Origin of the sequence: Segetibacter aerophilus (genome assembly GCF_007991655.1) — a bacterium.
GTDB lineage: Bacteria > Bacteroidota > Bacteroidia > Chitinophagales > Chitinophagaceae > Segetibacter > Segetibacter aerophilus.
Window position 1 is genome coordinate 429,926 of sequence record NZ_BJYT01000001.1, and the last position, 20,864, is coordinate 450,789.

At 39.8% G+C, this 20,864-nt stretch carries 25 protein-coding genes; 19 read left to right on the forward strand and 6 right to left on the reverse strand.

What is annotated here, in order from left to right:
- Positions 1–122 precede the first annotated feature (122 nt).
- The 13 genes from rplN (at position 123) to SAE01_RS01885 (ending at position 8,783) form a co-directional block, all read left to right on the forward strand.
- Positions 123–491 carry a 50S ribosomal protein L14 gene (gene rplN, locus SAE01_RS01825; RefSeq protein ID WP_147201818.1) on the forward strand — a complete coding sequence of 123 codons (369 nt, stop codon included), beginning with the start codon at positions 123–125 and terminating at the stop codon, positions 489–491.
- A 211-nt stretch (positions 492–702) separates the two neighbouring features.
- Complete coding sequence (rplX, locus tag SAE01_RS01830) at positions 703–1,041, forward strand: 50S ribosomal protein L24 (RefSeq protein WP_147201819.1); 339 nt, start codon at positions 703–705, stop codon at positions 1,039–1,041.
- On the forward strand, positions 1,041–1,616 hold the full coding sequence (gene rplE / locus SAE01_RS01835) for a 50S ribosomal protein L5 (protein WP_147201820.1): 576 nt from the start codon (positions 1,041–1,043) through the stop codon (positions 1,614–1,616). The genes rplX and rplE overlap by 1 nt, the downstream gene beginning before the upstream one ends.
- Positions 1,617–1,624: 8 nt before the next feature.
- Entirely contained in the window at positions 1,625–1,894 is a 270-nt protein-coding gene (gene rpsN / locus SAE01_RS01840) for a 30S ribosomal protein S14 (protein WP_147201821.1), read from the forward strand.
- 95 nt (positions 1,895–1,989) lie between these two features.
- A complete protein-coding gene (rpsH, locus tag SAE01_RS01845; RefSeq protein WP_147201822.1) occupies positions 1,990–2,388 on the forward strand; it encodes a 30S ribosomal protein S8 in 399 nt (132 codons plus the stop codon).
- 141 nt (positions 2,389–2,529) lie between these two features.
- Positions 2,530–3,084, forward strand: coding sequence for a 50S ribosomal protein L6 (rplF, locus tag SAE01_RS01850; protein ID WP_147201823.1), 555 nt, complete (start codon positions 2,530–2,532; stop codon positions 3,082–3,084).
- A 122-nt stretch (positions 3,085–3,206) separates the two neighbouring features.
- A complete protein-coding gene (gene rplR, locus SAE01_RS01855; RefSeq protein ID WP_174834594.1) occupies positions 3,207–3,557 on the forward strand; it encodes a 50S ribosomal protein L18 in 351 nt (116 codons plus the stop codon).
- Positions 3,558–3,659: 102 nt separating this feature from the next.
- Positions 3,660–4,178 carry a 30S ribosomal protein S5 gene (gene rpsE / locus SAE01_RS01860; RefSeq protein WP_147201825.1) on the forward strand — a complete coding sequence of 173 codons (519 nt, stop codon included), beginning with the start codon at positions 3,660–3,662 and terminating at the stop codon, positions 4,176–4,178.
- A gap of 91 nt (positions 4,179–4,269) precedes the next feature.
- A complete protein-coding gene (gene rpmD / locus SAE01_RS01865) occupies positions 4,270–4,485 on the forward strand; it encodes a 50S ribosomal protein L30 (protein WP_147201826.1) in 216 nt (71 codons plus the stop codon).
- A gap of 98 nt (positions 4,486–4,583) precedes the next feature.
- Entirely contained in the window at positions 4,584–5,033 is a 450-nt protein-coding gene (rplO, locus tag SAE01_RS01870; RefSeq protein WP_147201827.1) for a 50S ribosomal protein L15, read from the forward strand.
- An 82-nt stretch (positions 5,034–5,115) separates the two neighbouring features.
- Positions 5,116–6,459 (forward strand): preprotein translocase subunit SecY, encoded by a 1,344-nt coding sequence (gene secY, locus SAE01_RS01875; RefSeq protein WP_147201828.1) that lies wholly within the window; start codon positions 5,116–5,118, stop codon positions 6,457–6,459.
- Between the two features lie 59 nt (positions 6,460–6,518).
- Complete coding sequence (map, locus tag SAE01_RS01880; protein WP_246113133.1) at positions 6,519–7,340, forward strand: type I methionyl aminopeptidase; 822 nt, start codon at positions 6,519–6,521, stop codon at positions 7,338–7,340.
- A gap of 219 nt (positions 7,341–7,559) precedes the next feature.
- A complete protein-coding gene (locus SAE01_RS01885) occupies positions 7,560–8,783 on the forward strand; it encodes a BaiN/RdsA family NAD(P)/FAD-dependent oxidoreductase (protein ID WP_170234054.1) in 1,224 nt (407 codons plus the stop codon).
- A gap of 27 nt (positions 8,784–8,810) precedes the next feature.
- On the opposite strand, the gene SAE01_RS01890 is transcribed toward SAE01_RS01885, so the two are convergent.
- From SAE01_RS01890 to SAE01_RS01900, 3 genes are all read right to left on the reverse strand, one after another.
- Positions 8,811–9,158: a c-type cytochrome gene (locus SAE01_RS01890; RefSeq protein ID WP_147201829.1), complete on the reverse strand. Its 348-nt coding sequence runs from the start codon at positions 9,156–9,158 to the stop codon at positions 8,811–8,813.
- Positions 9,155–10,549, reverse strand: coding sequence for a PQQ-dependent sugar dehydrogenase (locus SAE01_RS01895; RefSeq protein WP_218029045.1), 1,395 nt, complete (start codon positions 10,547–10,549; stop codon positions 9,155–9,157). Before SAE01_RS01895 ends, SAE01_RS01890 begins: the two co-directional genes overlap by 4 nt.
- Before the next feature lie 250 nt (positions 10,550–10,799).
- The gene (locus SAE01_RS01900; protein ID WP_147201831.1) at positions 10,800–12,008 is read right to left on the reverse strand and encodes a T9SS type A sorting domain-containing protein; all 1,209 of its coding nucleotides are present in this window, start codon (positions 12,006–12,008) and stop codon (positions 10,800–10,802) included.
- A gap of 242 nt (positions 12,009–12,250) precedes the next feature.
- On the opposite strand from SAE01_RS01900, the gene SAE01_RS01905 reads away from it, so the two are divergent.
- From SAE01_RS01905 to SAE01_RS01920, 4 genes are all read left to right on the forward strand, one after another.
- Entirely contained in the window at positions 12,251–12,817 is a 567-nt protein-coding gene (locus SAE01_RS01905; RefSeq protein WP_147201832.1) for a Crp/Fnr family transcriptional regulator, read from the forward strand.
- Positions 12,818–12,935: 118 nt separating this feature from the next.
- On the forward strand, positions 12,936–13,784 hold the full coding sequence (locus SAE01_RS01910) for a hypothetical protein (protein WP_147201833.1): 849 nt from the start codon (positions 12,936–12,938) through the stop codon (positions 13,782–13,784).
- Positions 13,785–13,897: 113 nt separating this feature from the next.
- Positions 13,898–14,458, forward strand: a complete 561-nt coding sequence (locus SAE01_RS01915) for a GNAT family N-acetyltransferase (RefSeq protein WP_147201834.1) — start codon at positions 13,898–13,900, stop codon at positions 14,456–14,458.
- A gap of 52 nt (positions 14,459–14,510) precedes the next feature.
- The gene (locus SAE01_RS01920) at positions 14,511–15,545 is read left to right on the forward strand and encodes an aminotransferase class V-fold PLP-dependent enzyme (protein ID WP_147201835.1); all 1,035 of its coding nucleotides are present in this window, start codon (positions 14,511–14,513) and stop codon (positions 15,543–15,545) included.
- 44 nt (positions 15,546–15,589) lie between these two features.
- Here SAE01_RS01920 and SAE01_RS01925 read toward each other — a convergent pair whose 3' ends face one another.
- The 3 genes from SAE01_RS01925 to SAE01_RS24350 all read right to left on the reverse strand — a co-directional run bounded on the left by SAE01_RS01925 (position 15,590) and on the right by SAE01_RS24350 (position 18,154).
- Positions 15,590–16,732 (reverse strand): M23 family metallopeptidase, encoded by a 1,143-nt coding sequence (locus tag SAE01_RS01925; protein ID WP_147201836.1) that lies wholly within the window; start codon positions 16,730–16,732, stop codon positions 15,590–15,592.
- Between the two features lie 314 nt (positions 16,733–17,046).
- The gene (locus tag SAE01_RS01930) at positions 17,047–17,727 is read right to left on the reverse strand and encodes an outer membrane beta-barrel protein (protein ID WP_147201837.1); all 681 of its coding nucleotides are present in this window, start codon (positions 17,725–17,727) and stop codon (positions 17,047–17,049) included.
- Between the two features lie 250 nt (positions 17,728–17,977).
- Positions 17,978–18,154 carry a hypothetical protein gene (locus SAE01_RS24350; protein WP_170234055.1) on the reverse strand — a complete coding sequence of 59 codons (177 nt, stop codon included), beginning with the start codon at positions 18,152–18,154 and terminating at the stop codon, positions 17,978–17,980.
- Between the two features lie 244 nt (positions 18,155–18,398).
- Here SAE01_RS24350 and SAE01_RS01935 point away from each other — a divergent pair, with 244 nt between their 5' ends.
- Together SAE01_RS01935 and SAE01_RS01940 are read left to right on the forward strand one after the other, a co-directional pair.
- Entirely contained in the window at positions 18,399–19,625 is a 1,227-nt protein-coding gene (locus tag SAE01_RS01935; protein ID WP_218029046.1) for a YaiO family outer membrane beta-barrel protein, read from the forward strand.
- Positions 19,626–19,756: 131 nt separating this feature from the next.
- Positions 19,757–20,785, forward strand: coding sequence for a Gfo/Idh/MocA family protein (locus SAE01_RS01940; protein ID WP_246113134.1), 1,029 nt, complete (start codon positions 19,757–19,759; stop codon positions 20,783–20,785).
- The last annotated feature ends 79 nt before the right edge of the window (positions 20,786–20,864 follow it).

A 20,864-nucleotide genomic window follows, 5' to 3' on the forward strand; every position in this document is an offset into this window, starting at 1 on the left:
AAGCAATATTAGCGGATCAAGCTTTTAGCTAAATAGCTACAAGCCTCTGAAAAAGATTAAGTCAAAAATTTGTTTATTGGCTATTAGCAGCAGCTAATAGCTTAAAGCTAAAAGCTAATAAAATGATTCAGCAGGAAAGTAGATTGAACGTAGCTGATAACAGCGGTGCAAAAGAAGTTTTGTGTATTCGTGTGTTAGGTAACTCCGGTCAGGACTACGCAAGAATTGGTGACAAGATTGTTGTTACTGTTAAAGATGCAATGCCGGCTGCCGGCGTTAAAAAAGGAACTGTTTCAAAAGCGGTTATTGTTCGTACAAAAAATAAATTGCGTCGCAAAGATGGTTCATACATCCGTTTTGATGATAACGCAGTCGTATTGTTGAACAACTCCGATGAGCCAAGAGGTACCCGGATTTTCGGGCCTGTTGCTAGAGAATTGAGAGATAAGGGATATATGAAAATTATCTCCTTGGCTCCGGAAGTTTTATAATAAGTATAACGAGAAATTAGAGACCGGCTTGATTGCTAATGATTACTTTCGCGCCTCGTTTTTCTCGTTTTATAGTGTAGAAGGGTGTTTTAGGGTACAAATGAGTGACACAACAGGAGCAGAAAAAAGAAACAAAGCAGGCTGACAAATAGAAATAGTTGCGGAGCCGGAAATTTCGCAAATAAGCAATAAGCATAAAAAAACAAACAAAGTGAACAACAGATTTAAACCTAAATACAACATCAAAAAGGGCGACCAAGTGGTGATAATCGCCGGTGATGACAAAGACCTGAAAAAACCACGTACGGTTTTAGAGGTAATTCTTGAAAAAGGTCGTGTTGTAGTTGAGGGAGCAAATATCATTACTAAGCACACTAAGCCTAGTGCGCAAAACACTAAGGGTGGTTTGGTAAAAAGAGAAGCTTCTATAAACATCAGTAATGTGATGTTGTGGGATGCTAAAGCTGGCGCTGCTACTAAAGTTAAGCGTGATCGCCAAGAGGGTAAATTAGTTCGTATTGCAAAAAAATCAGGGGAGGTAATTAAATAATGGCTACCACTACTTATAAACCGAGATTGGCAGACAAGTACACGGCTGAAGTTGTACCTGCTTTAATGAAAAAATTTGGATACACGTCTATCATGCAGGCTCCTAAGCTGCTGAAGATTTGCCTTAACCGTGGTGTTAACGGCGCTGTATCTGACAAGAAACTAGTTGATGTTGCTGTGGATGAGCTTACTACCATTTCTGGTCAGAAGGCTGTTGCCACAATGTCAAAAAAGGACATCTCTAATTTCAAGTTAAGAAAGAACATGCCTATCGGCGCAAGGGTTACTCTGCGTGGAGTTAAGATGTATGAATTTCTTGACAGGTTTGTTTCTGTATCACTACCTCGCGTTCGTGACTTTAAAGGTGTTAACGACAAGGCTTTTGATGGTCGTGGGAACTACACACTTGGAATTACCGAGCAAATCATTTTCCCTGAAATCGATATTGATAAAGTAAACAGGATCACCGGTATGGATATCACTTTTGTGACATCAGCTCATACTAATGAGGAAGCTTACGAATTATTGAAAGAATTGGGGATGCCATTTAAAAACGCAAAAAAAGAAAATCAATAATATAGATTATGGCAAAAGAATCTGTAAAAGCTAGGCAAAGAAAGAGGGAGAAAATGGTGGCCAAGTTTGCTGAAAAAAGAACCGCTCTTAAAGCAGCTGGTGATTATGCAGGACTGGACTTACTTCCAAAAAATGCTTCTCCGGTTCGTTTGAAAAACCGTTGCCAGCTGACAGGCCGTCCAAGAGGTTACGTAGGCTACTTCGGACTATCAAGAAACGTGTTTCGAGATATGGCTTTAGGTGGCAAAATTCCCGGCGTAACTAAAGCAAGCTGGTAAGATAGATAGTTGACAGTTGTCGCATGACAATTGGCAGAGATATCAAGGATATCGCATTGTAACAACATTATAAATTTTTCAATTACACATAAACAATGGTAACTGATCCTATAGCAGATTTTCTAACCAGGGTTCGTAATGCTCAGATGGCAAATCACAGGATTGTTGAAATTCCTGCTAGCAATCTGAAGAAACGAATTACTGAGATTTTGTACGATAAAGGATATATTCTTAAGTATAAATTCGAAGATGATAACAAGCAAGGGGTTATTAAGATAGCCTTGAAATACGATGCTAACACTAAAGTACCTGCTATCCGCAGTCTTGAAAGAGTTAGTCGTCCGGGTCTACGTACATATTCAAAGCCAGCAGACTTCGAAAGAGTTCAGAACGGTTTAGGTATCGCAATCATTTCTACCTCAAAAGGTGTAATGACTGATAAAGAAGCTAAAGCACAAAATGTGGGTGGAGAAGTTCTTTGCCACATTTATTAATATAGTTGCATTTTGAAAGAACCGGAAATGGTCTTCAAATTTGTTTAAAGAAAGGTTGATGTGATAATTTAAGTTCTCTATACGGTAACTGAACACTGTCAGCTTACATTTCCAAATTATTAATTCTCAAATTTTTAAATTATGTCTCGTATAGGTAAACAACCAGTTGCTCTCGCAAGTGGTGTAACGCTTACAGTTGGTGCGGATAATACCATCACTGTAAAAGGACCAAAAGGAACATTGACCCAAGCTATTGATAGAGATATCAAAGTTGAGGTGAATGGCAACGACGTTTTGGTGACTCGTCCTACTGACCAGATCCGTCATCGTGCAATGCACGGTTTGTATCGCTCTTTAATCAGCAACATGGTTAAAGGTGTTAGTACAGGATTTACAAAACAACTTGAACTAGTTGGTGTCGGTTACAAAGCAACTAACACTGGAAATACACTTGACCTCTCCTTAGGTTATTCTCACAACATTATTTTTGATGTTCCTTCTGAAATTAAAGTTGCTACTGAAACTTTAAAAGGTCAAAATCCGAAGATCAATTTAGAGGGTAGTGATAACCAACTATTAGGTGCTGTCGCGGCTAAAATTCGCAGTCTTCGTAAGCCTGAACCTTACAAGGGAAAGGGTGTTAGATACTCTGATGAATTCATCCGTAGAAAAGCTGGTAAGGCGGCTGGTAAATAGTAGTCCGCTAGCCCCAAAGGGGGAACTGAAAAAGCATTTAAATATATTGATAATACGCTCCCTGCTCCCCTTTAGGTGTCAGGGGCTTCTCCCGGCAGTATCGGGAAATAAATAAAATAACAATGGACAAATTAATAAAAAGGCAAAAGATCAGGTATCGCGTTCGTAAGAAGGTGTCTGGTACTGCAACAAAGCCACGTCTTTCTGTTTTCAGAAGTAATTCTGAGATTTATGCTCAGCTGATTGATGATACTACAGGAACCACGCTGGCTGCTGCTTCGTCAAGAGAAAAGGATATTGCTGCACAAACTGCTCCTAAAGTAGAGAAAAGCAAAATGGTTGGAGCTGCTATCGCCCGTAAAGCAACTGCACTTGGTCTTACCACATGCGTTTTCGATAGAGGTGGTAATCTTTATCATGGTAGGGTCAAAGCTGTAGCTGATGGTGCAAGAGAAGGTGGACTTCAATTCTAATTAAGAAAATGGCTCAATGGCTAAATTGCTCAATGTAAAGCCAGGGAGTGAATTATAAAAGCAGATTGAGCAATTTTCGAATTTTCAAATTTTCATATTAAAATGTCAAAAGCAATCTTAAATAAAGTAAAAGGCGCTGACCTTGAACTTAAAGAAAAAGTAGTAGCCATCAATCGTGTGGTTAAAACTACCAAAGGTGGCCGTACTTTTAGTTTCTCTGCTCTTGTGGTAGTGGGTAACGGTGCTGGTGTTGTTGGTCATGGTTTGGGTAAGGCTAAAGAAGTACAGGAAGCTATTACAAAAGGTATTGAGGATGCTAAGAAGAATTTGATTAAAGTTCCAATTATGCATGGTACTATTCCTCATGAGCAACTTGCAAAAGAAGGTGCTGCATATGTATTGATTAAGCCTGCCGCCCATGGTACTGGTGTACTTGCAGGTGGTAGCATGCGCGCTGTACTTGAAAGCGCTGGCCTCACAGACGTGTTGGCGAAAAGCCTTGGTTCTGCAAATCCGCACAACGTGGTTAAAGCTACTTTTAAGGCTTTGGCTCTTTTAAGAGAACCGATCCAGGTGGCAAGAACAAGAAACATTAGTTTAAAGAAAGTATTTAGTGCATAAAACAAGTCGCTAGTCATTAAACACTTAAACCAATACGTAGAGATACTCCTTGTTTAATTATTGGATGACTAAATGACCAAATGACTTTATCATGAAAAGAATTAAAATTACGCTTGTAAAAAGTGTTATCGACAGGCCAGAGACAGCTAAAAGAACTGTCGCTGCATTAGGTATCAAAAAGCTAAACGGAAGTGTAGAAGTAGAAGCAACTCCGCAAATTTTAGGAATGGTAAGAAGGGTTGCTCATCTTTTGAAAGTTGAAGATGTTCAGGCCACTGAAACTACTCCGGCGGTAGCAGCAGTATAGTTTTCTAAAAGTATTAGGCACTCCTAATACTAGGATCAATATTAACAGTATTAAGGAAAAGCGAGGGGAATCAACCCCGTAAGTAAAAATTAAATAAGATGAAATTACATGAATTAAGGCCTGCTAAAGGTGCAACGCACAAAGAAAAAAGAATTGGCCGTGGTGAAGCGTCCGGTAAAGGTGGAACTTCTACAAAAGGTAACAAAGGTGGACAGAGCCGCGCAGGTTATAAAAGCAAAATGGCCCATGAAGGGGGCCAGATGCCAATTCAACGTCGTATACCTAAACGGGGCTTTAAAAATCCACATCGTGTCGAATACAAAGTTCTTAATCTTGGACAGATAGACCACATCGTTGAGAAGTACGGTTTCACTGAAATTAGTGCTGAAAACTTATATGTAAATGGTCTAATAAACCAGACTGATCTTGTAAAAATATTAGGAAATGGTGAGCTTAAGAGTGTAGTAACTTTTAGAGTGAACGCAATAAGTGAGAAAGCTAAAGCAGCTGTAGAAGCCGCAGGCGGAACAGTTGAAATTGTTAAGTAATTTTAGCGATATTTGCCAGACGCATCTGTGATGCGTCTTTTTTGGCTTTAGAGAGATTAACACCTACAACTCAATTTAACAAGTGAAAAAATTCATTCAAACTCTTAAGAATATTTGGTCTATAGACGAACTACGTAGTAAAATTGTTGTTACGCTTGCCTTACTGTTTACGTATCGTTTAGGAACTCATATAGTATTGCCTGGCATAAACCCTAACCTCTTGGCAAATGCGCAAGCAAATGCTTCTCAAAACGGATTATTGGGATTGTTCGATACTTTTGCTGGTGGTGCCTTTTCACAGGCATCTATTCTTGCCTTAGGTATTATGCCATACATCTCTGCTTCGATTTTTATGCAGCTGATGACTATTTTAGTTCCGCAGCTACAGAAGGTCCAGAAGGAAGGTGAAAGTGGCCAGAAGAAAATTAACCAGTGGACACGTTACCTGACTGTAATTGTTACAGCTTTCCAGGCAAGTGCTTATGTTGCTTACTTAAACGGTCCTGGTTATGCAGAAGCAATTATTCCCGCTTTCAAAGCATACTTCGCTATTTCAACTATTGTTACTCTAACTGCAGGTACTTTGTTTGTAATGTGGTTAGGTGAAAAAATACAGGATAAGGGGTTAGGTAACGGTACCTCTATCATCATCATGGTCGGTATCCTTTCTCGTTTTCCGCAAGCTCTTATCCAGGAATTTGGTGCTAAGCAAACCAGAGGTGGTGGCGGTTTATTGATCTTCTTGATTGAGATTGCCATTCTCATTGCGATCATTATGGGAATTATTATCCTTGTTCAAGGGGTTCGTAAAATACCTGTAAACTATGCGAAGCAAATTGTCGGAAACCGCCAGTTTGGAGGCGCAAGACAATTCTTACCTATGAAGGTTAATATGGCTGGTGTAATGCCAATCATCTTTGCCCAGGCTATTATGTTTTTGCCTACTTTATTCTCTTTTACCGAAAGCGGAAAAGGTATTGCGAAAGTCTTTGGAGACCACAGTAACTTTTGGTACATGGTAGTCTACGCTGTTATGGTAATTGCATTTACATTCTTGTATACAGCTTTAATTTTTAATCCAAAGCAAATGGGTGAGGATTTGAAGCGTAACAATGGATTTATTCCCGGTGTTAAGCCTGGACAGCCAACATCTGATTACATTGGATCCATTATGGATAAGATTACCTTACCAGGTGCTATTTTCTTGGCTTTGGTGGGGATCCTTCCCGGTTTCGCTCAAAGGTTGGGAGTAACATCAAGCTTCTCTTCATTCTTCGGCGGGACATCCTTACTCATTATGGTAGCTGTTATTCTCGATACTCTTCAACAAATTGAAACTCATTTAATGATGAGACAATATGATGGATTGATGGACAGCGGCCGCATTCAGGGAAGACAGCAGTTAACTACGACAGCATCTGTTTAGCTTAATAAGAAATTCAATTTAAAAACCTGTTAGGATTTCCTGGCAGGTTTATTTTTTACATGTCGAGAATAAGAAATATGGTCTTTTACAAAACAGAGGCGGAAATAGCTTTAATGAGAGAAAGTTGCCTGCTTGTGGGAAAGGTAATAGCTGAAGTGGCTAAATTTTTAAAAGCAGGAGTTACAACAATGCAAGCTAATAATATAGCTGAACAGGTTATTCGCGACAATAAAGCCGTTCCCAATTTTCTAAATTATCGTGGTTATCCATACACTGCTTGTATCTCGGTTAACGATGCCGTTGTGCATGGATTTCCTACTCACGACGTTCTAAAGGAAGGCGATATCGTTTCTGTTGATTTGGGAGTTTTCAAAAACGGGTTTCATGGTGATAGTGCTTATACTTTTGCTATCGGAAATCCGGGTGAGGAGATTTTGAAGTTGATGAAAATCACGAAAGAATCTTTATATAAGGGAATTGAAAAAGCGCATCATGGTAATAGAATTGGCGATATCGCTTTTGCTATACAGGATTATACGGAGAGAGTTAACGGTTACGGCGTCGTAAGAGAATTGGTGGGACACGGGTTGGGAAGAAGTTTGCACGAAGACCCGCAGGTTCCTAATTTCGGTAAAAGAGGTAATGGACCAAAGTTGAAAGAAGGGATGGTATTAGCTATTGAGCCGATGATCAACTTAGGGGTTAAGGAAGTTTTTTATGACGACGACGGGTGGACAGTTCGTACAAAAGATCATAAGGCTTCAGCCCATTATGAACACAACGTTTGCATAAGAAAAGGAAAGGCGGACATTCTTTCGTCTTTCAAGGAAATCGAGGAAGCCGAAAAAGCAAACTCCAATTTGTGCTCCGAATACTATTAAATGTGAAACCTTCTTACTGAAGGTTTTTATCTTTTCAGGATATTTTTTGTTCCGGCCATAAATGCTCTTATCAACATCGTTGTGTCACTCACTTGTACTGTTGGAATAATATCAGCTGCAACTGACGCCGTACGATTCTTTTTCGCAATAATAATACAGGCCTTAAACTTACATCGGACGAGTTAAAATAATATTGTCACTAAAGGATTAACTAAATTAATGAGCAAGTTGATAGTGATCGGTGGGGGAGCAGCAGGTTTTTTTTGTGCGATTAATGCGGCACGTTTAAACCCTAGCCTCCAGGTTACAATTGTTGAAAAGACAAGCAAACTACTTGCTAAAGTACGGGTGAGCGGTGGCGGAAGGTGTAATGTTACTCATGCCTGCTTTCAAATACCAGCGCTTGTAAAAAAGTATCCAAGAGGTACTAATCTTCTTAAGAAGAGTTTTCACCAATTCAATACGGCTCATTGCGTTTCATGGTTCGAAGAGAGAGGCGTAAAGTTGAAAACTGAAGCAGACAATAGGATGTTTTCGATTACAGACAGTTCTCAAACTATTATAGATTGTCTTCTAAGAGAGGCAAGTAAATATAAAGTTGAGATCCTGATGAATAGGGAAGTGAAACAATTGGCAAGAGTAAACGATGAATGGCAGCTGGTGTGTTCGGACAACTCCCTAATTACGGCAGATTATGTCTGTGTCGCATGTGGTGGATATCCAAAAAGCGCAATGTTCGAATGGCTAACACGGCTGGGACATTCTATCGAAGAACCTGTTCCTTCATTGTTCACTTTCAATATACCCAACAACCCTATAACGAAACTTATGGGTGTATCTGTTGAACAGGCAACGGTAAAGATTGTAGGTAGTAAACTATCAGATGAAGGGCCACTGCTTGTTACTCATTGGGGAATGAGCGGACCTGCGATTTTAAAGTTGTCAGCGTGGGGAGCAAGAGAACTTGCCAATAAAAATTATCACTTTAATATTCTCGTTAATTGGTTAAGTAGTTACAACGAGCAAACTTTACGCGATCAATGGCAATTATTAAGAAATGAAAAATCTGCCCAAAAAATTGGAAACCGTAACCCTTTTAATTTGCCATCTCGCTTGTGGATTTACTTGTTGAACGAGAGCGGGATAAATGAAGAGATTCGATGGGCAGATCTGCCGGGAAAAGAACAAAACAAACTCATTAAAAACTTAACAGCCCAGGAATTTGAAGTAAAAGGCAAAACTACCTTCAAAGAAGAGTTTGTTACTTGCGGAGGAATAAAACTGAGTGAAGTAGACGCAAATACGATGCAAAGCAAAATAGTCCCTAACGTATACTTTGCTGGCGAAATTTTAGACGTCGACGGAATCACTGGAGGCTTCAATTTCCAGCATGCCTGGACAAGTGGATGGATAGCTGCAAAGGCAATAGCAGAACCAGAGTAGCAGTCAAACTCTCAAACCCATTCTGAACTACGATCTCTTCTGGTGCTTATAAGCCTTCATATATTTTCCAATTGCCTCAAGTTCATCCTTAGAGATTTCGTTTTTTTTAAATGAAGGCATTACCCCTAAACCATGTCTCACCTGGAATTTCTTTATAAAGGAAGGAGCGGGGTTCCAGTTGATATCGGGGCCAAGGCCACCTTCGCCTCCTGGGTGACATTTTTGACAGTACTCGTTGTAGAGCACTTGCCCTTTTGCAACCTCGGTGGTTTTTGGTTCAAAGGTTCCTACCAAAGGTTCGCTTCTTCTGAGAGCGCAACCGGCAAAAACGCCAATGCAAATAAATCTTGCAATACTTTTCAGGTAAGTCTTCATAAGCCCTCCTTTGTTATTTTCCAGATCATTCCTGTTTTGGCTTGAGGTAGCTGAAGTTTTTTTGTAGATTTTACAATGCCAAAGTCAACTATATAAAGCGACGTCCCTGAAGGGTCGAACTTTACAGATAATGGTCTTTCAAGACCACCGCTTTTTCGTTTAGAAGCTGGTCCGTTTTTATGTCCTCTGTTCACTGCAAAATCCTCAATTACCCCATTGTTTACATTTACTCGCACTATTTTAAATCCAACCGGCGACATTACCTTTCCCACTTCCGGAGCCATGTCTCCAAATTGTGCAACAAACGCTTCGCCTTGATAACCAAAACTGCTATTCTTTGAAAAGTCAAATCCATTAGAAGACGAGTGTACAGCAAAAATTGCAGTTGGCTTTGGAGGTGTGTTTGGATATTTTGCTAATAGAGGTTCTAACTTCTTTTTACCTGGTGCATGAAACTCTTCATCATTGACAATAGATTTCCCCGCTGAAAAGTCAGGCCATCCGTACCATAGTCCATCCTTTATCTCCCACAAAACATCGCCCGCGCCCCATACTGGCCTGCTACCGCGATCATCATATGCGTTTTCTGTTACAAACAATTTTCCTGTAGGAGAAACAGCAAGCCCGTAGGGATTTCTAAATCCCCATGCGACAACTTCGGGGTTGCCACCGGAAACAGGTATTCGAAGTATTGACCCTGTGCAGGGACATGCTCCTTTAATAACCTGGCCACTTGCTGTTGAAGTTCCAAAAGGAGAGAAAGCACCGGTTGTCGTTGTATCTTCTTTGGCAGTTGTCAAAACATTTGGGCTACCAAAATTTTTTCCGGCTAGTGTGATGTCTGCACAGGGTATGTCATGAAAAGTATTTTTTCTTAGAAGCCATCCATATAGTGCATTATCAGGTCCAACGACTCCAGAATTAGTGGCAGTACCTAGCCCAAAATAAATGTAGCCATCTTTAATAACTGGCCCGTTTGTATGATGATCTCCCATCGTGGGCAGATTGCTGATGAGGGGAGTAATTTTTCCATCCATTGATATTCTCAATATTTTACCGCCTTCCAGCACCCCGCCTTCTGCTACATAAAAGTTGCCTTGGTAAAAGGTGATTCCGGTCCACGGACCATTGTTAGTACCGGTTGCAATTGTTGTAGTATTGCCGCCTTTGTTTATTCGCAATAACTTCGGCAAGTTGAATACTTCGCCATAAGAGTAACCCGCTTCAACTACATACAAATTTCCATCGCCATCAAACGCAACAGCACTTGGAAACGTTAGGCCAGTTGTTACAGGTTCTATTTTATATCCTTTAGGCAACGCGATGTCCGCGGCGTTAACCTGTCTTGCTTGGACAGTTTTTATTTGCCCGCCCCCCGTAGACTTCCTCATTTTATAGCAGGAGGAAAATCCTAACATAGTAACACTGACAATAAGTAATGGAAGCCACCTCATGTAAAAAAGTTTCTGATTTTAAGACCTAAAATATTTATACCAGATGTACGAAAACTTAAATATGTGCGGTTTTCGAAATTGAAATTTCCACCCAATGTTTCTTATTGAAGCAGCGGTAGCTTCGATATTAAAAAAAGAGACCACCTCTTTACGAGATGGTCTCTTTTGAAAAATGCAACTGCTAATTTTATTGAATGAATATATTCTGGGTTAGACTTTCACTTTCGGAACGCAAAGTAATTCTGTAAATGCCTTTCGTTACGTTAGTAGGTAGCTGAATTTGTTTGTTGAGGTAGCCGTCAATTTTTATACTTGAGTTCTGTAAAGTTTGTCCTAAAGGATTTACGATTAACAATTTGTACATTCCTGAAGCCAGGTTGTTTACTTGTACATTTAGGGCATTGCCTATTTGTTGAATTTTGAATTTTGCCGCAATATTCGTTTTAACTGTTAAAATATTACTCAGCTCTTTTCTATCCTTCTCAATAATTGCCAGCCTATAGTAATTGTTTCCCTGTAAAGGATTGTTATCAGTAAAGCTATATTGAGAGTTGATGCCTGAATTGTTCCGGGCAGGAACAGTAGCGATAGTCGAAAACTGAATACCATTACCTGAGCGTTTCACTTCGTATCCTTCAATATTTGTCTCTTGCGCGACGCTCCAATTTAACTGTACTTTTTCTTGCAGAGGGGAAGCTTTAAAGTCCTTAAGAACTACAGGCAAAGCAGTGCTTGAGTTGTAGGTATAAAACGATTTGATAGTGTAAGGCTGGGTGCTACCAATTCTTGCAGTGCCATTGTAGCCTGTAAACGGATCTCCAAATCCTTCTGCAGAACGAGACACGGTGTTACCATCAATATAAGTTCCTACGAAATTTAGACGAATGGTTTGCCCGGGAGTCAACCCTAGCTCAGATTTTGAAAATCCTTTGCCATAAGAGTTGCCTACCGCATTTATTGCAAACGTGTTACCTTCTATCATCACATAGCTAAGGAAAAGAAATTGAAATGAATAAATTTTTCCCCCGGTTTTGTCAAAAGCTATTGCAAAATCAGGAGTAAAATTGGTTGGAAAATTTAATACAGGATTTTCAGTTCCACCCTGAGCCATTGTAGCCTTGCTATACTTATCTATCGAACCGAAACTAGAAAGTTGGCTTGTGCTGGTTATACCAGCTGTAGAAAACGTGTCGATATAAAGTACAAGAACACTATCAAAAGTGCCGGTTCCTTTATTTAAATAGATGGAAAAAGAATCCGGTGTGTTTATAACATTTAAAGTTCCTTTACCAACTGCACCTCCAAAGTCCGACTTACCATTTCCCTGGAATACGGTTGTTTGAGCGAATGTAGATGCTGAAATAAATACCAGAATAGCGAGTAAAAATTGTTTCATGGGTCTCTAAAGTTTAAGAATTAATAATAAGAAGTGTCGACTACAAATTAGGACAAATAAAAGACTTAAGAGCCCGGTGTATTAAGATTTTTTTCACATAGTTATTCCCTGACACCTAGTAGATAGCGTGCAAATATGGAGTTCCCCCCTATTATGAGGCAACACTGTTTTTTATAAAAGAAATTGAACAACAATGAAGACAATTCTCTTGATTAAAGAGCCAAAAACAATAAATTGCTTAAATGATAGCACAGGTCATAGCCTATTTCAATAGCATTTGTAGCATGCCTGCGGAGTTGGTGGCTGATCTTGAAAGGTTGGTTGAAATAAAGGAATTGAAGAAAGATGATTTTCTGTTGAAGGCAGGCAAAATCTCCAACCACGCTTCATGGATTTTAAAGGGTTTAGTAAGGAGTTTTTATCTGAAGGATACAGAAGAAATTACTACCAAGTTTTTATGGGAGGGAGCGACGGTCACTTCAGTGTATAGCTTTTATTCACGTAAGCCTGGTAATGAAAACATCGTTGCTCTCGAAGACACCACTCTTGCAATGTTGCGCTTTGATGATTTGCAATATTTATATAAAAACCATCCTGTCTTCAATTACATTGGAAGGGTTATCACCGAGCAGTACTTGTATATGCTCGAGATTGAAGTGTACAACCTCAGAAAGCAAAAGGCTGAAGACCGGTACCAATTTATCGTAAAGCACCTTCCAGACCTCCTACAGCGCGTGCCTCTTAAATATCTCGCCACTTATCTGGGAATGAACCTCGAAACATTAAGCCGCATTAGGGCAAAGCGATAAACCTCTTCGGGCCTTTTTTTGATAAAAGTCAAATTCCTTTTGTCGTTTCTTGAAATTGACTTTTGTCAAACGTTTTCCAACTAATCATCTTTTCCTTTGAGAGATAATAAATAGCTGTATGAAAACTCTTCAAGTAGTAACGTTCGCCATCCTGGTGCTTGGTTTAGTAACAACTAATAGTTTTGCCGGTAACGATAAAGGCTTAGCTTTCTATCTTTTGATGCCTTATTTAATTATGATTATTATCGCACTTTATAGAAACTGTAAGTATCCAACAGGTGCGTCACATATTTCGCTTTTCATAGCTGCTTCTTCGGTTTGTTGGTTAACAGGCAGGGAATATTACAATGCTATTTATCATCCCGCCTCCTCTACCGCAGGCTTAACATTTCTGGTAATGCCGGTAATGTCAGTTGTCTTGTTTCTCGGTGTGTACGCCATAGCTTTTGCCTTGTTAGGGCTAAGACAACAAAAATTTGAAGCAAGTATTATAAGTGTCACCTCTTTTAGAAACGTGTTGTTATTAATTGGTCTACTAATTTGTTTGTTGCTTTATCGCTCATGCAGATACAGTAACACAAAAAGAAGCACCTCTTATGAGGGAAGAGACTTTTTATCTGGAGACATTACAAAGGCAAAAAAGCTAGGTCTTTTTGTTAAGGAATTAAATTACAAAGTTGACAAATTTAGCGGGTCAATAAACTTTCATCCATACGTAGAAAAAGGTTTTATATATGGGGAGGACAGCACAGAAATCGAATCTTTAAGAAACACTGATTACCCTTATACTCTGGGGTTTCAAAGACATGCTGTAAAAGATGCAGTAATTGTAATAAGTAAAGAACGGCCCATCCACGTTAATTATTACGGACAATACCTTTTGCAAAAGCCCCAATTTGTCGATACTTTTTATTTTGACATAAAGAGTTCTGGTGTCACATTAGGGACAATAAAAGTTTGGGACTAAACCTATAACTATTGACCCATTTGCAGAAGTATTAGTTGTTTTATTGTTATGTCCGCACGACCTTGTCTTATTGTTACTTGAGCTTTAAACATTTCTAACATAAAAATTAAAAAATGAACAATTTGCTTGAAACTCGCGAAGGCGGCGCGCTTGTAGTTAAGGTTGCCTCGCAGGAAGAGTTTGATAAAATTCACCAGTTCAACCATGAGACTTTTGCGGATGAAATACCGCAGCACGAAAAAAGAGAAGATGGTAAGTTGGTCGATGCTTTTCATGAAAAGAATACTTATATAGTTGCCTTAGAGGGTGAAGAGTTGGTAGGGATGGTATGTTATAATGCAATACGTCCGTTTTCGTTGGACAAAAAGATGGACAACCTTGACTCTTTTTTGCCTCCCCACCATAACCTGGTTGAAATAAGACTTTTTGCAGTGAAGAAAAATAAACGCAAGCAAGGGATCGCCATTGCTATGCTAAAGCACTTAATTCCCTCTTTAGTAGCAAAAGGATATGATCTTGGAGTTATATCTGCGAGCTTAAAAGAACTAGAGCTCTATCACAATATCGGTGCTGTTCCTTTTGGTTCGTTGGTTGGAACAAAGGACGTTCCTTATCAGCCCCTTTATTTTCACATCAATAATTTAAAAGGTGCTTTTAAAGTGGAGGGTAAATAAATGTGAACCACTTATTGCAATTAAGTGCTTTCATCATCCTAATTAATTTGTCATGAATTCTCAAACTGTAAATGTTAGTACGGGTCCTGTGCAGATTTCGAAGCAAGTACAAAAGGCGTTTGCTGCTTCTCCAATCTCTCACCGATCAAAGGAATTTCGACATCTGTATAATGATAGCACCGAATTTTTATGCGAGCGATTCAATGCCCAGAAAACGTACCTACTATCTGGTAGTGGAACTGTAGCAAACGAGGCAATGATCTGGCAGATTAAACTGTTAGGGGGCAAAGGTTTAATCCTTTCCAACGGAGAATTTGGTGAGCGTCTAATAAGGCAGGCATCGAGGGCATCATTACAATTTATTGAATACGCTTTGGCCTGGGGAGAAGTATTTGAACTGCAGACTTTGGAAAATGAGATCGAGAAAAATAAGATTGAATGGATCTTGTTCTGCCACTGCGAAACTTCCACAGGAGTTCTCAACGATTTTGACTCCATTACTGAAATATGCGTCCGCAATAATTGTCGTTGTTTTGTTGATTGCATGAGTACGATCGGCACCGTTCCGCTCGATCTGTCTCGTGTTGCTATGGCTACTGCATCTTCAGGAAAAGGTCTTGCATCCATTCCTGGTCTTGCAATTATTTTTTGCAACAACACAGTCGTTTCATCAGAACAAATTCCTGTTTACTTCGATCTTGGTATGTATGATAAAAAAGATGGAATACCCTTTACCCTTTCGTCTAACCTCCTTAAAGCCCTCCAGATTTCTGCCCGTCAAAAGCTTCAAAGTAATCAGTTTGAATTGATAGATGAATATGCAGGAAGTTGCTTCGATTTGTTGAAGGAAAAATGTTTGCTATCTTTTAATGAGTCCCGTTCTAAGGTTTTTACTGTTGTTCAACCTGGCAATACTTCCACTGATTTGGTTGTTGGATTAAGGCAGAAAAATATCATTGTCAGTCACGAAAGCGAATATCTCAAGCTAAGAAAGTGGTTCCAATTAGCTTTCTTCGGTTACTATAAGGAGGTGCAGCTTGATAGGGTATTTAAGACTTTACAAAAAGTGCTCAATTGCCCTATTTAGTCCAATTGTTGGCAGACCAATTATACAAGATTAAATACACGTAATTACTTTGTAACCACACTCGCTACTGGTTGTGCTATTAGCCTTGCAGGCTGCTGCTGTACCTTAACCGCATTAAAAGGGGTTTGAATAATATTTCCATCAGGAAGTTCAGCGAGATAACCTTTGGCGTTTACTGCCAGCGGAACCAGCTCTGTATTCGCTTTTATTAGAATTCCCTGTGCAGTCTTTTGTGCCTTTAAAAGCTTTAAAGAACCAGACAAACTTTTAGCCGGAACTGCAGGCGCTGTTTTGATAGTGCGATTTACAAACGGCAATGGATTAACAGGACCATCAGAAGTATACACCCCAAAATGAAGATGAGACGGGGTATGTATGGCGTTGCCTGTGTTGCCAACCAATCCTACTACCTCACCTTGTTTCACCAACTTTCCTTCCTGAACCAATTGTTTATCGAGGTGCGCATAGTAAAGAAAAGTGTTTTTATCTTTTACTTTCAGCCAAACCGTTTTGCCACCTAATCCACCTTCTCTTACCCCGGTAATCACCCCGTCTGCACCAGCAACAGCAGAAGTGAGTTTAGGAGCGAAAATGTCAATGCCTTCATGCGATCTTTTACCTGCATCCCGATTATCTCCCCAATAACTTCCAATACTAGCCTTGCCACCAGACACCGGAAAACCAAGTGAAGGGCCTACTGAAATGGAAAGGGTATAGTCGCCGCTGTTAAACAATTGCGGCTGTAGTCGTAAGATATATGAACCAGTTTCTTCGATGTCAAAACTAAACTGCGTAGCACTTGTATCGGCCGAGAGCAGGCGCGAAGTTTTTTCGTTTTGCTTAAAAAGGTCCGCAAATATTACAAAGCGTCCAGCTGTCTTTTTAGTAAGATCGAACGTTATGCGTTCACCGAATTTACCCTCAAACTCCAACGCCAATGCTCCCGGTCTATCGGAATGGAAGTGTCCATTTTGCCTGTATGGAAGTTGAATTGCCTGGGCATCTTCCAAAGCCCTTTTAGAAAGTGCAAGCCACTGACGTCCCTCCGGGGTTTCGTCGAGGTGACGGTCTTCAAGCTTTTCCGCATATTTTTCGTGCGGTGTTTTAGCTGCGAAAATATTTTTAACTGATTTACAGGAAGTGCCAAGAAGGACAATCACTGCGAGGTAGGATAGAAATTTTTTCATACGATTTACCCTTCCTAGCAAAGCTAAAGCCGAAGAAAGTGAATAAAAGATTAATGTATTCGAAAGAGTCTTAGTAAATTCCTAAAGGATAGGAGAGACTACACTTGAAAGGTTACAAGCTTTAAGTTGGTAAATCTCGAATTACCCGGACTGGTAACCGGAAACAGGTTTGAATGAATTTATCGTGAAAAAGATAAAATTAAAAAGAGCCTTAAATCAAGGCCCTTTCGTTGTTCTCATGTGCTAATCCTAAAACGCGCCTTCGCCTCGTAACTATAATCGTTCTTGAAAAAACTGACTTTCGACGCTACAACTTATCTCTTAAACATAAACCCAACATTCACCATAAGGTTTCTGCTTCTATAATTTTCTTCGTCCCGACTTACATTAGTAAGTCCGTGCAGGTAGTTAGTCGAGAGGTAAAAGCCGCTATTATGACGAATAGCCAAAAGGGCACCTGCACTTGTTTCGAAACGTCTAAACCCTGCTCTGTCATTTTCTTCTGACTTGAAAGCATCCGCCGTGCCTGTGGTTTCCATCGCTGGTGTTCCCGGTGCATTAACTACATACATAGCTTTTACTTTACCGCTTAATCCGTACCCAAATGATGGCCCTGCTCCAACCATTATACTAAACGATCTTACGTTTAAAGTGTAAGCCAGGTTCAAAGGCATTTCAAGATAATCAAGCTTGGTCTCTAACGATGAAAAATAGGTATTCATTCCACCAGGTGTTGTATTAGCTTGCAAATAAAGACTGGCGCCTTTCTGCAGATATCCCAGGGAAGTATGAATTAGCAGATGTTTTGTAACAGGAAGTTCGGCGACAGCCATTGCGCCTTTAAGTGTTCTTATGTCTTTTGTAAAACTCTTAAAGTTTGTGCTTTTAATATCTGCGGTACCCTGGTTTACGGATACTTGCACTCCGTATCGAATTTGAGTGAATGCAATAGACGTGATGAAAGAACATGTAAGCAGTACAATTGCCTTTTTCATTTTTTGGTGTTTAGGTTAATTTTTCTGCAAAAAAAGGATGAAAAGGGTTACACCTCTACCACACGTTTATGTGATTATTATAAACGGTTGATAGGTAGTTTTAAGACGCAAAGCGGAAAATGGGAGTTTCCCTAAATAATAGAAAAAACAAATCCAAGTCTTTTTAAAAGAGCGGAGATTATATAAAATACTTCTCTAGAAAGTATTTCTAATCTTAATATTTACAATGCTTTTTTTATTTGCCGAATCCTTATGCTACGATAAGTTTTTCATGATCCCCGGCCATCAACAACAATTGGTGTCTGAATAAAAGGCAGCAGCTTTCAATTTCAAGCGTTTTGTTTTCTAGTACAGTTACATAAGGAGCATCACCATGAATGTGACAAGTAATGGTTTCAAGCTTTTCCTTTAATTTATCAGGAGCCATTTTCTAATTTTTCTTTTTAAAACGAATTAAGGCGCAAATTATTTCTTGTTTTTGAATTTCAAATAGTTATATCAAATTAATATGTTCAAGCCATCTAGTACCGTTAGGTCTAAAATGTCAACAGTTGACAATAAAAGGCAGGGAAAGTAGCAATACTTAAACAAAAAGATCCCGATTTCACTCCATTACAGCTTTAAACATAATGTGAAGCCTTTTTGCGCGTTATAATAATATGAACGTACGAATGCTTATTCTTATTTGCCTTTTAGTTATGACTGTAGGCGGGCAAGCTCAAAAACCGCTTACTTCGGATGAATTATTTAAAGCTGCACGGAATGCTGCTTTCGAAGAAAAGGATGATAACAAGGCAAAACAATTGGCGATGCAAGCGCTCATTCAAAGCCCTCAGTATTCCGAAATCCAGGTGTTCCTGGGAAGATTGTACAGTTGGCATAAACAGTACGATACTGCGATATATCATTATCAAAAAGTGTTGGCGTACGCTCCGGCGAACGAAGAAGCAAGCATAGCTTATACAGATCTTGAATACTGGAATGATAATTACGACAGAGCTCTTTCAATTTGTAAAGATGGATTAACCGCCAATCCAACTTCAGCTGATCTGTTGCTTCGCAAAGCGAAAATTTTGAATGCGTTGAAACAATATAAAGAGGCGTCGGAAATTACTAACAAGCTTTTAAAATCAAACAAACACAACACAGCGGCACTGGCATTGGCTTTATCTCTAAGAGATGCGGCCGTAGCAAATAAAATAGGCGTGAGCTACGAGTATACTTATTTCGACAAACAATTCAGTCAAGACTGGCATTTAGGTAGTATTGGTTATAGCAGGTATACAAAGATGGGTTCTGTTTCCGCTAACGTTAACTATGCAAACCGTTTCGGTAACAGTGGGTGGCAGGGTGAAGTGGACGCTTATCCTCGTATAAGCAAGACTTTTTATAGTTATGTAAGTGTTGGGTACTCGCCTGGCGAAACCGTGTTTCCGACTTATCGGGCAGGCTTCTCTTTATATGCAAATCTTCCCCGAAGTTATGAGGCAGAGGCAGGCATTCGCTATTTAAATTTCGGTAGCTCTACCTACATATACACTTTGTACCTCGGCAAGTATTACAGTAACTTTTTGTTTGGCGGTCGCACTTATATTACTCCGGCTACCGGTGGTGCATCGCAGTCTTACAGCGTGCTGGCAAGATATTATTTCAAAGGCGCTGACGACTATATCGGTCTTACTGCCGGATCAGGCATCTCTCCTGATGACCGTTCAACCAGTATTCAATACAACAATAAAAGCAAACTTACCTCGAGGCAGGCTTCCCTATCTTTTAATCATAATCTTACAAAAGTCAACATCATTTCTCTAAAAGCCGGCTGGATCAATCAACAGTATAAAACAGACGAAACCGGCAACCAGGTTAATCTTTCTATAGGGTTACAACGAAGGTTTTAAAAAAGGGATGCTGGAAATGGTTAATTTGAACAATAGAAATTCAAGGGCTATGGTGCTAACATTTGAACAGTTCTGATGTGCACCAGATGCTTTTGCGACAATTATACTATTTGAACAAATACCACGGGAAAATGATGAAACAAACAATTCTTCGTCGAGACTTTATAAGGACAACAACAATTGCTGGCATTGGAGCCGCTGTTTTAAACAATCTGCCTCGTTCATTTGGCAGAAGTGTATTGCAAAATGAAATGCGTGTAGGTATTATAGGTCTCGATACCTCCCATAGCGTGGCCTTTACCAAGTCGTTGAATACTCCCGGCAAGGCTGCAGAATTACAAGGGTTTAAGGTAGTAGCCGCTTACCCAAAAGGAAGCAACGATATAGAGTCGTCAGTTAAAAGAATTCCTGGTTATATAGAAGATGTGAAAAAGCTGGGTGTAGAGATTGTTGGATCAGAAGAAGAGTTGCTAAAAAAAGTGGATGTTGTTTTATTGGAGACCAACGACGGAAGACCTCACCTCGAACAAGCTTTAAAGGTTATTAAGGCAAAAAAGCCTTTTTTTATAGATAAGCCTGTAGCAGCATCTTTAAGCGACGTGATTTCTATTTATGAAAGTGCTAAGCGGAATAATGTCCCAATATTTTCATCTTCTTCCCTGCGATATATGGAAAGCGTGCAAGACGTTGTCAAAGGAAAAGCAGGCGCTGTATTAGGTGCCGATACTTTCAGTCCGGCTACTTTAGAAAAAACTCATCCGGATCTTTTCTGGTACGGCATTCACGGCGTTGAGATTTTATTTTCGGTGATGGGTACCGGTTGCAGCGAAGTAAGACGGGTTCATACAAACAATACAGACATTGTTATTGGTACCTGGAAAGACGGGAGGGTAGGCACCTTTCGGGGGACCCGGACGGGTACCCATGACTACGGCGGAACAGCTTACGGCGAGAAAGGGAATATTACTTTGGGACCATTCAAAGGCTATGACAATTTATTAGTGCAAATCTTAGAATTCTTTAAAACCGGCAAGGCGCCTGTGGTGCCGGAAGAAACCTTGGAAATCTACGCCTTCATGGAAGCTGCTGACGAAAGCAAACGGAAAAGCGGCGCGACTGTTAGTATAGAATCAGTGATTCAAAAAGCTACAAAGAGATAGCCTCCCCAGAACTTCAGCTTCTTCAATTTCTGGTTAACTCAATTTCTTAGTATTCAATTGCCTCTGCGTTTTAAAACCT

Excerpts from the sequence above, each read along its gene's own strand:
- rplO (WP_147201827.1), top strand. The coding sequence starts at position 4,584 with ATGAAATTACATGAATTAAGGCCTGCTAAAGGTGCAACGCACAAAGAA.
- SAE01_RS01925 (WP_147201836.1), bottom strand. The coding sequence starts at position 16,732 with ATGAAAAAATTTCTATCCTACCTCGCAGTGATTGTCCTTCTTGGCACT.
- SAE01_RS01895 (WP_218029045.1), bottom strand. The coding sequence starts at position 10,549 with ATGAGGAAGTCTACGGGGGGCGGGCAAATAAAAACTGTCCAAGCAAGA.
- SAE01_RS01905 (WP_147201832.1), top strand. The coding sequence starts at position 12,251 with ATGATAGCACAGGTCATAGCCTATTTCAATAGCATTTGTAGCATGCCT.
- SAE01_RS01900 (WP_147201831.1), bottom strand. The coding sequence starts at position 12,008 with ATGAAACAATTTTTACTCGCTATTCTGGTATTTATTTCAGCATCTACA.
- SAE01_RS01885 (WP_170234054.1), top strand. The coding sequence starts at position 7,560 with ATGAGCAAGTTGATAGTGATCGGTGGGGGAGCAGCAGGTTTTTTTTGT.
- rplN (WP_147201818.1), top strand. The coding sequence starts at position 123 with ATGATTCAGCAGGAAAGTAGATTGAACGTAGCTGATAACAGCGGTGCA.
- rplR (WP_174834594.1), top strand. The coding sequence starts at position 3,207 with ATGGACAAATTAATAAAAAGGCAAAAGATCAGGTATCGCGTTCGTAAG.
- rplF (WP_147201823.1), top strand. The coding sequence starts at position 2,530 with ATGTCTCGTATAGGTAAACAACCAGTTGCTCTCGCAAGTGGTGTAACG.
- rpsN (WP_147201821.1), top strand. The coding sequence starts at position 1,625 with ATGGCAAAAGAATCTGTAAAAGCTAGGCAAAGAAAGAGGGAGAAAATG.
- SAE01_RS01935 (WP_218029046.1), top strand. The coding sequence starts at position 18,399 with ATGCTTATTCTTATTTGCCTTTTAGTTATGACTGTAGGCGGGCAAGCT.
- SAE01_RS01920 (WP_147201835.1), top strand. The coding sequence starts at position 14,511 with ATGAATTCTCAAACTGTAAATGTTAGTACGGGTCCTGTGCAGATTTCG.
- rplE (WP_147201820.1), top strand. The coding sequence starts at position 1,041 with ATGGCTACCACTACTTATAAACCGAGATTGGCAGACAAGTACACGGCT.
- rpmD (WP_147201826.1), top strand. The coding sequence starts at position 4,270 with ATGAAAAGAATTAAAATTACGCTTGTAAAAAGTGTTATCGACAGGCCA.
- SAE01_RS01940 (WP_246113134.1), top strand. The coding sequence starts at position 19,757 with ATGATGAAACAAACAATTCTTCGTCGAGACTTTATAAGGACAACAACA.
- map (WP_246113133.1), top strand. The coding sequence starts at position 6,519 with ATGTCGAGAATAAGAAATATGGTCTTTTACAAAACAGAGGCGGAAATA.
- rpsH (WP_147201822.1), top strand. The coding sequence starts at position 1,990 with ATGGTAACTGATCCTATAGCAGATTTTCTAACCAGGGTTCGTAATGCT.
- SAE01_RS01915 (WP_147201834.1), top strand. The coding sequence starts at position 13,898 with ATGAACAATTTGCTTGAAACTCGCGAAGGCGGCGCGCTTGTAGTTAAG.
- SAE01_RS24350 (WP_170234055.1), bottom strand. The coding sequence starts at position 18,154 with ATGGCTCCTGATAAATTAAAGGAAAAGCTTGAAACCATTACTTGTCAC.
- SAE01_RS01890 (WP_147201829.1), bottom strand. The coding sequence starts at position 9,158 with ATGAAGACTTACCTGAAAAGTATTGCAAGATTTATTTGCATTGGCGTT.
- SAE01_RS01930 (WP_147201837.1), bottom strand. The coding sequence starts at position 17,727 with ATGAAAAAGGCAATTGTACTGCTTACATGTTCTTTCATCACGTCTATT.
- rpsE (WP_147201825.1), top strand. The coding sequence starts at position 3,660 with ATGTCAAAAGCAATCTTAAATAAAGTAAAAGGCGCTGACCTTGAACTT.
- SAE01_RS01910 (WP_147201833.1), top strand. The coding sequence starts at position 12,936 with ATGAAAACTCTTCAAGTAGTAACGTTCGCCATCCTGGTGCTTGGTTTA.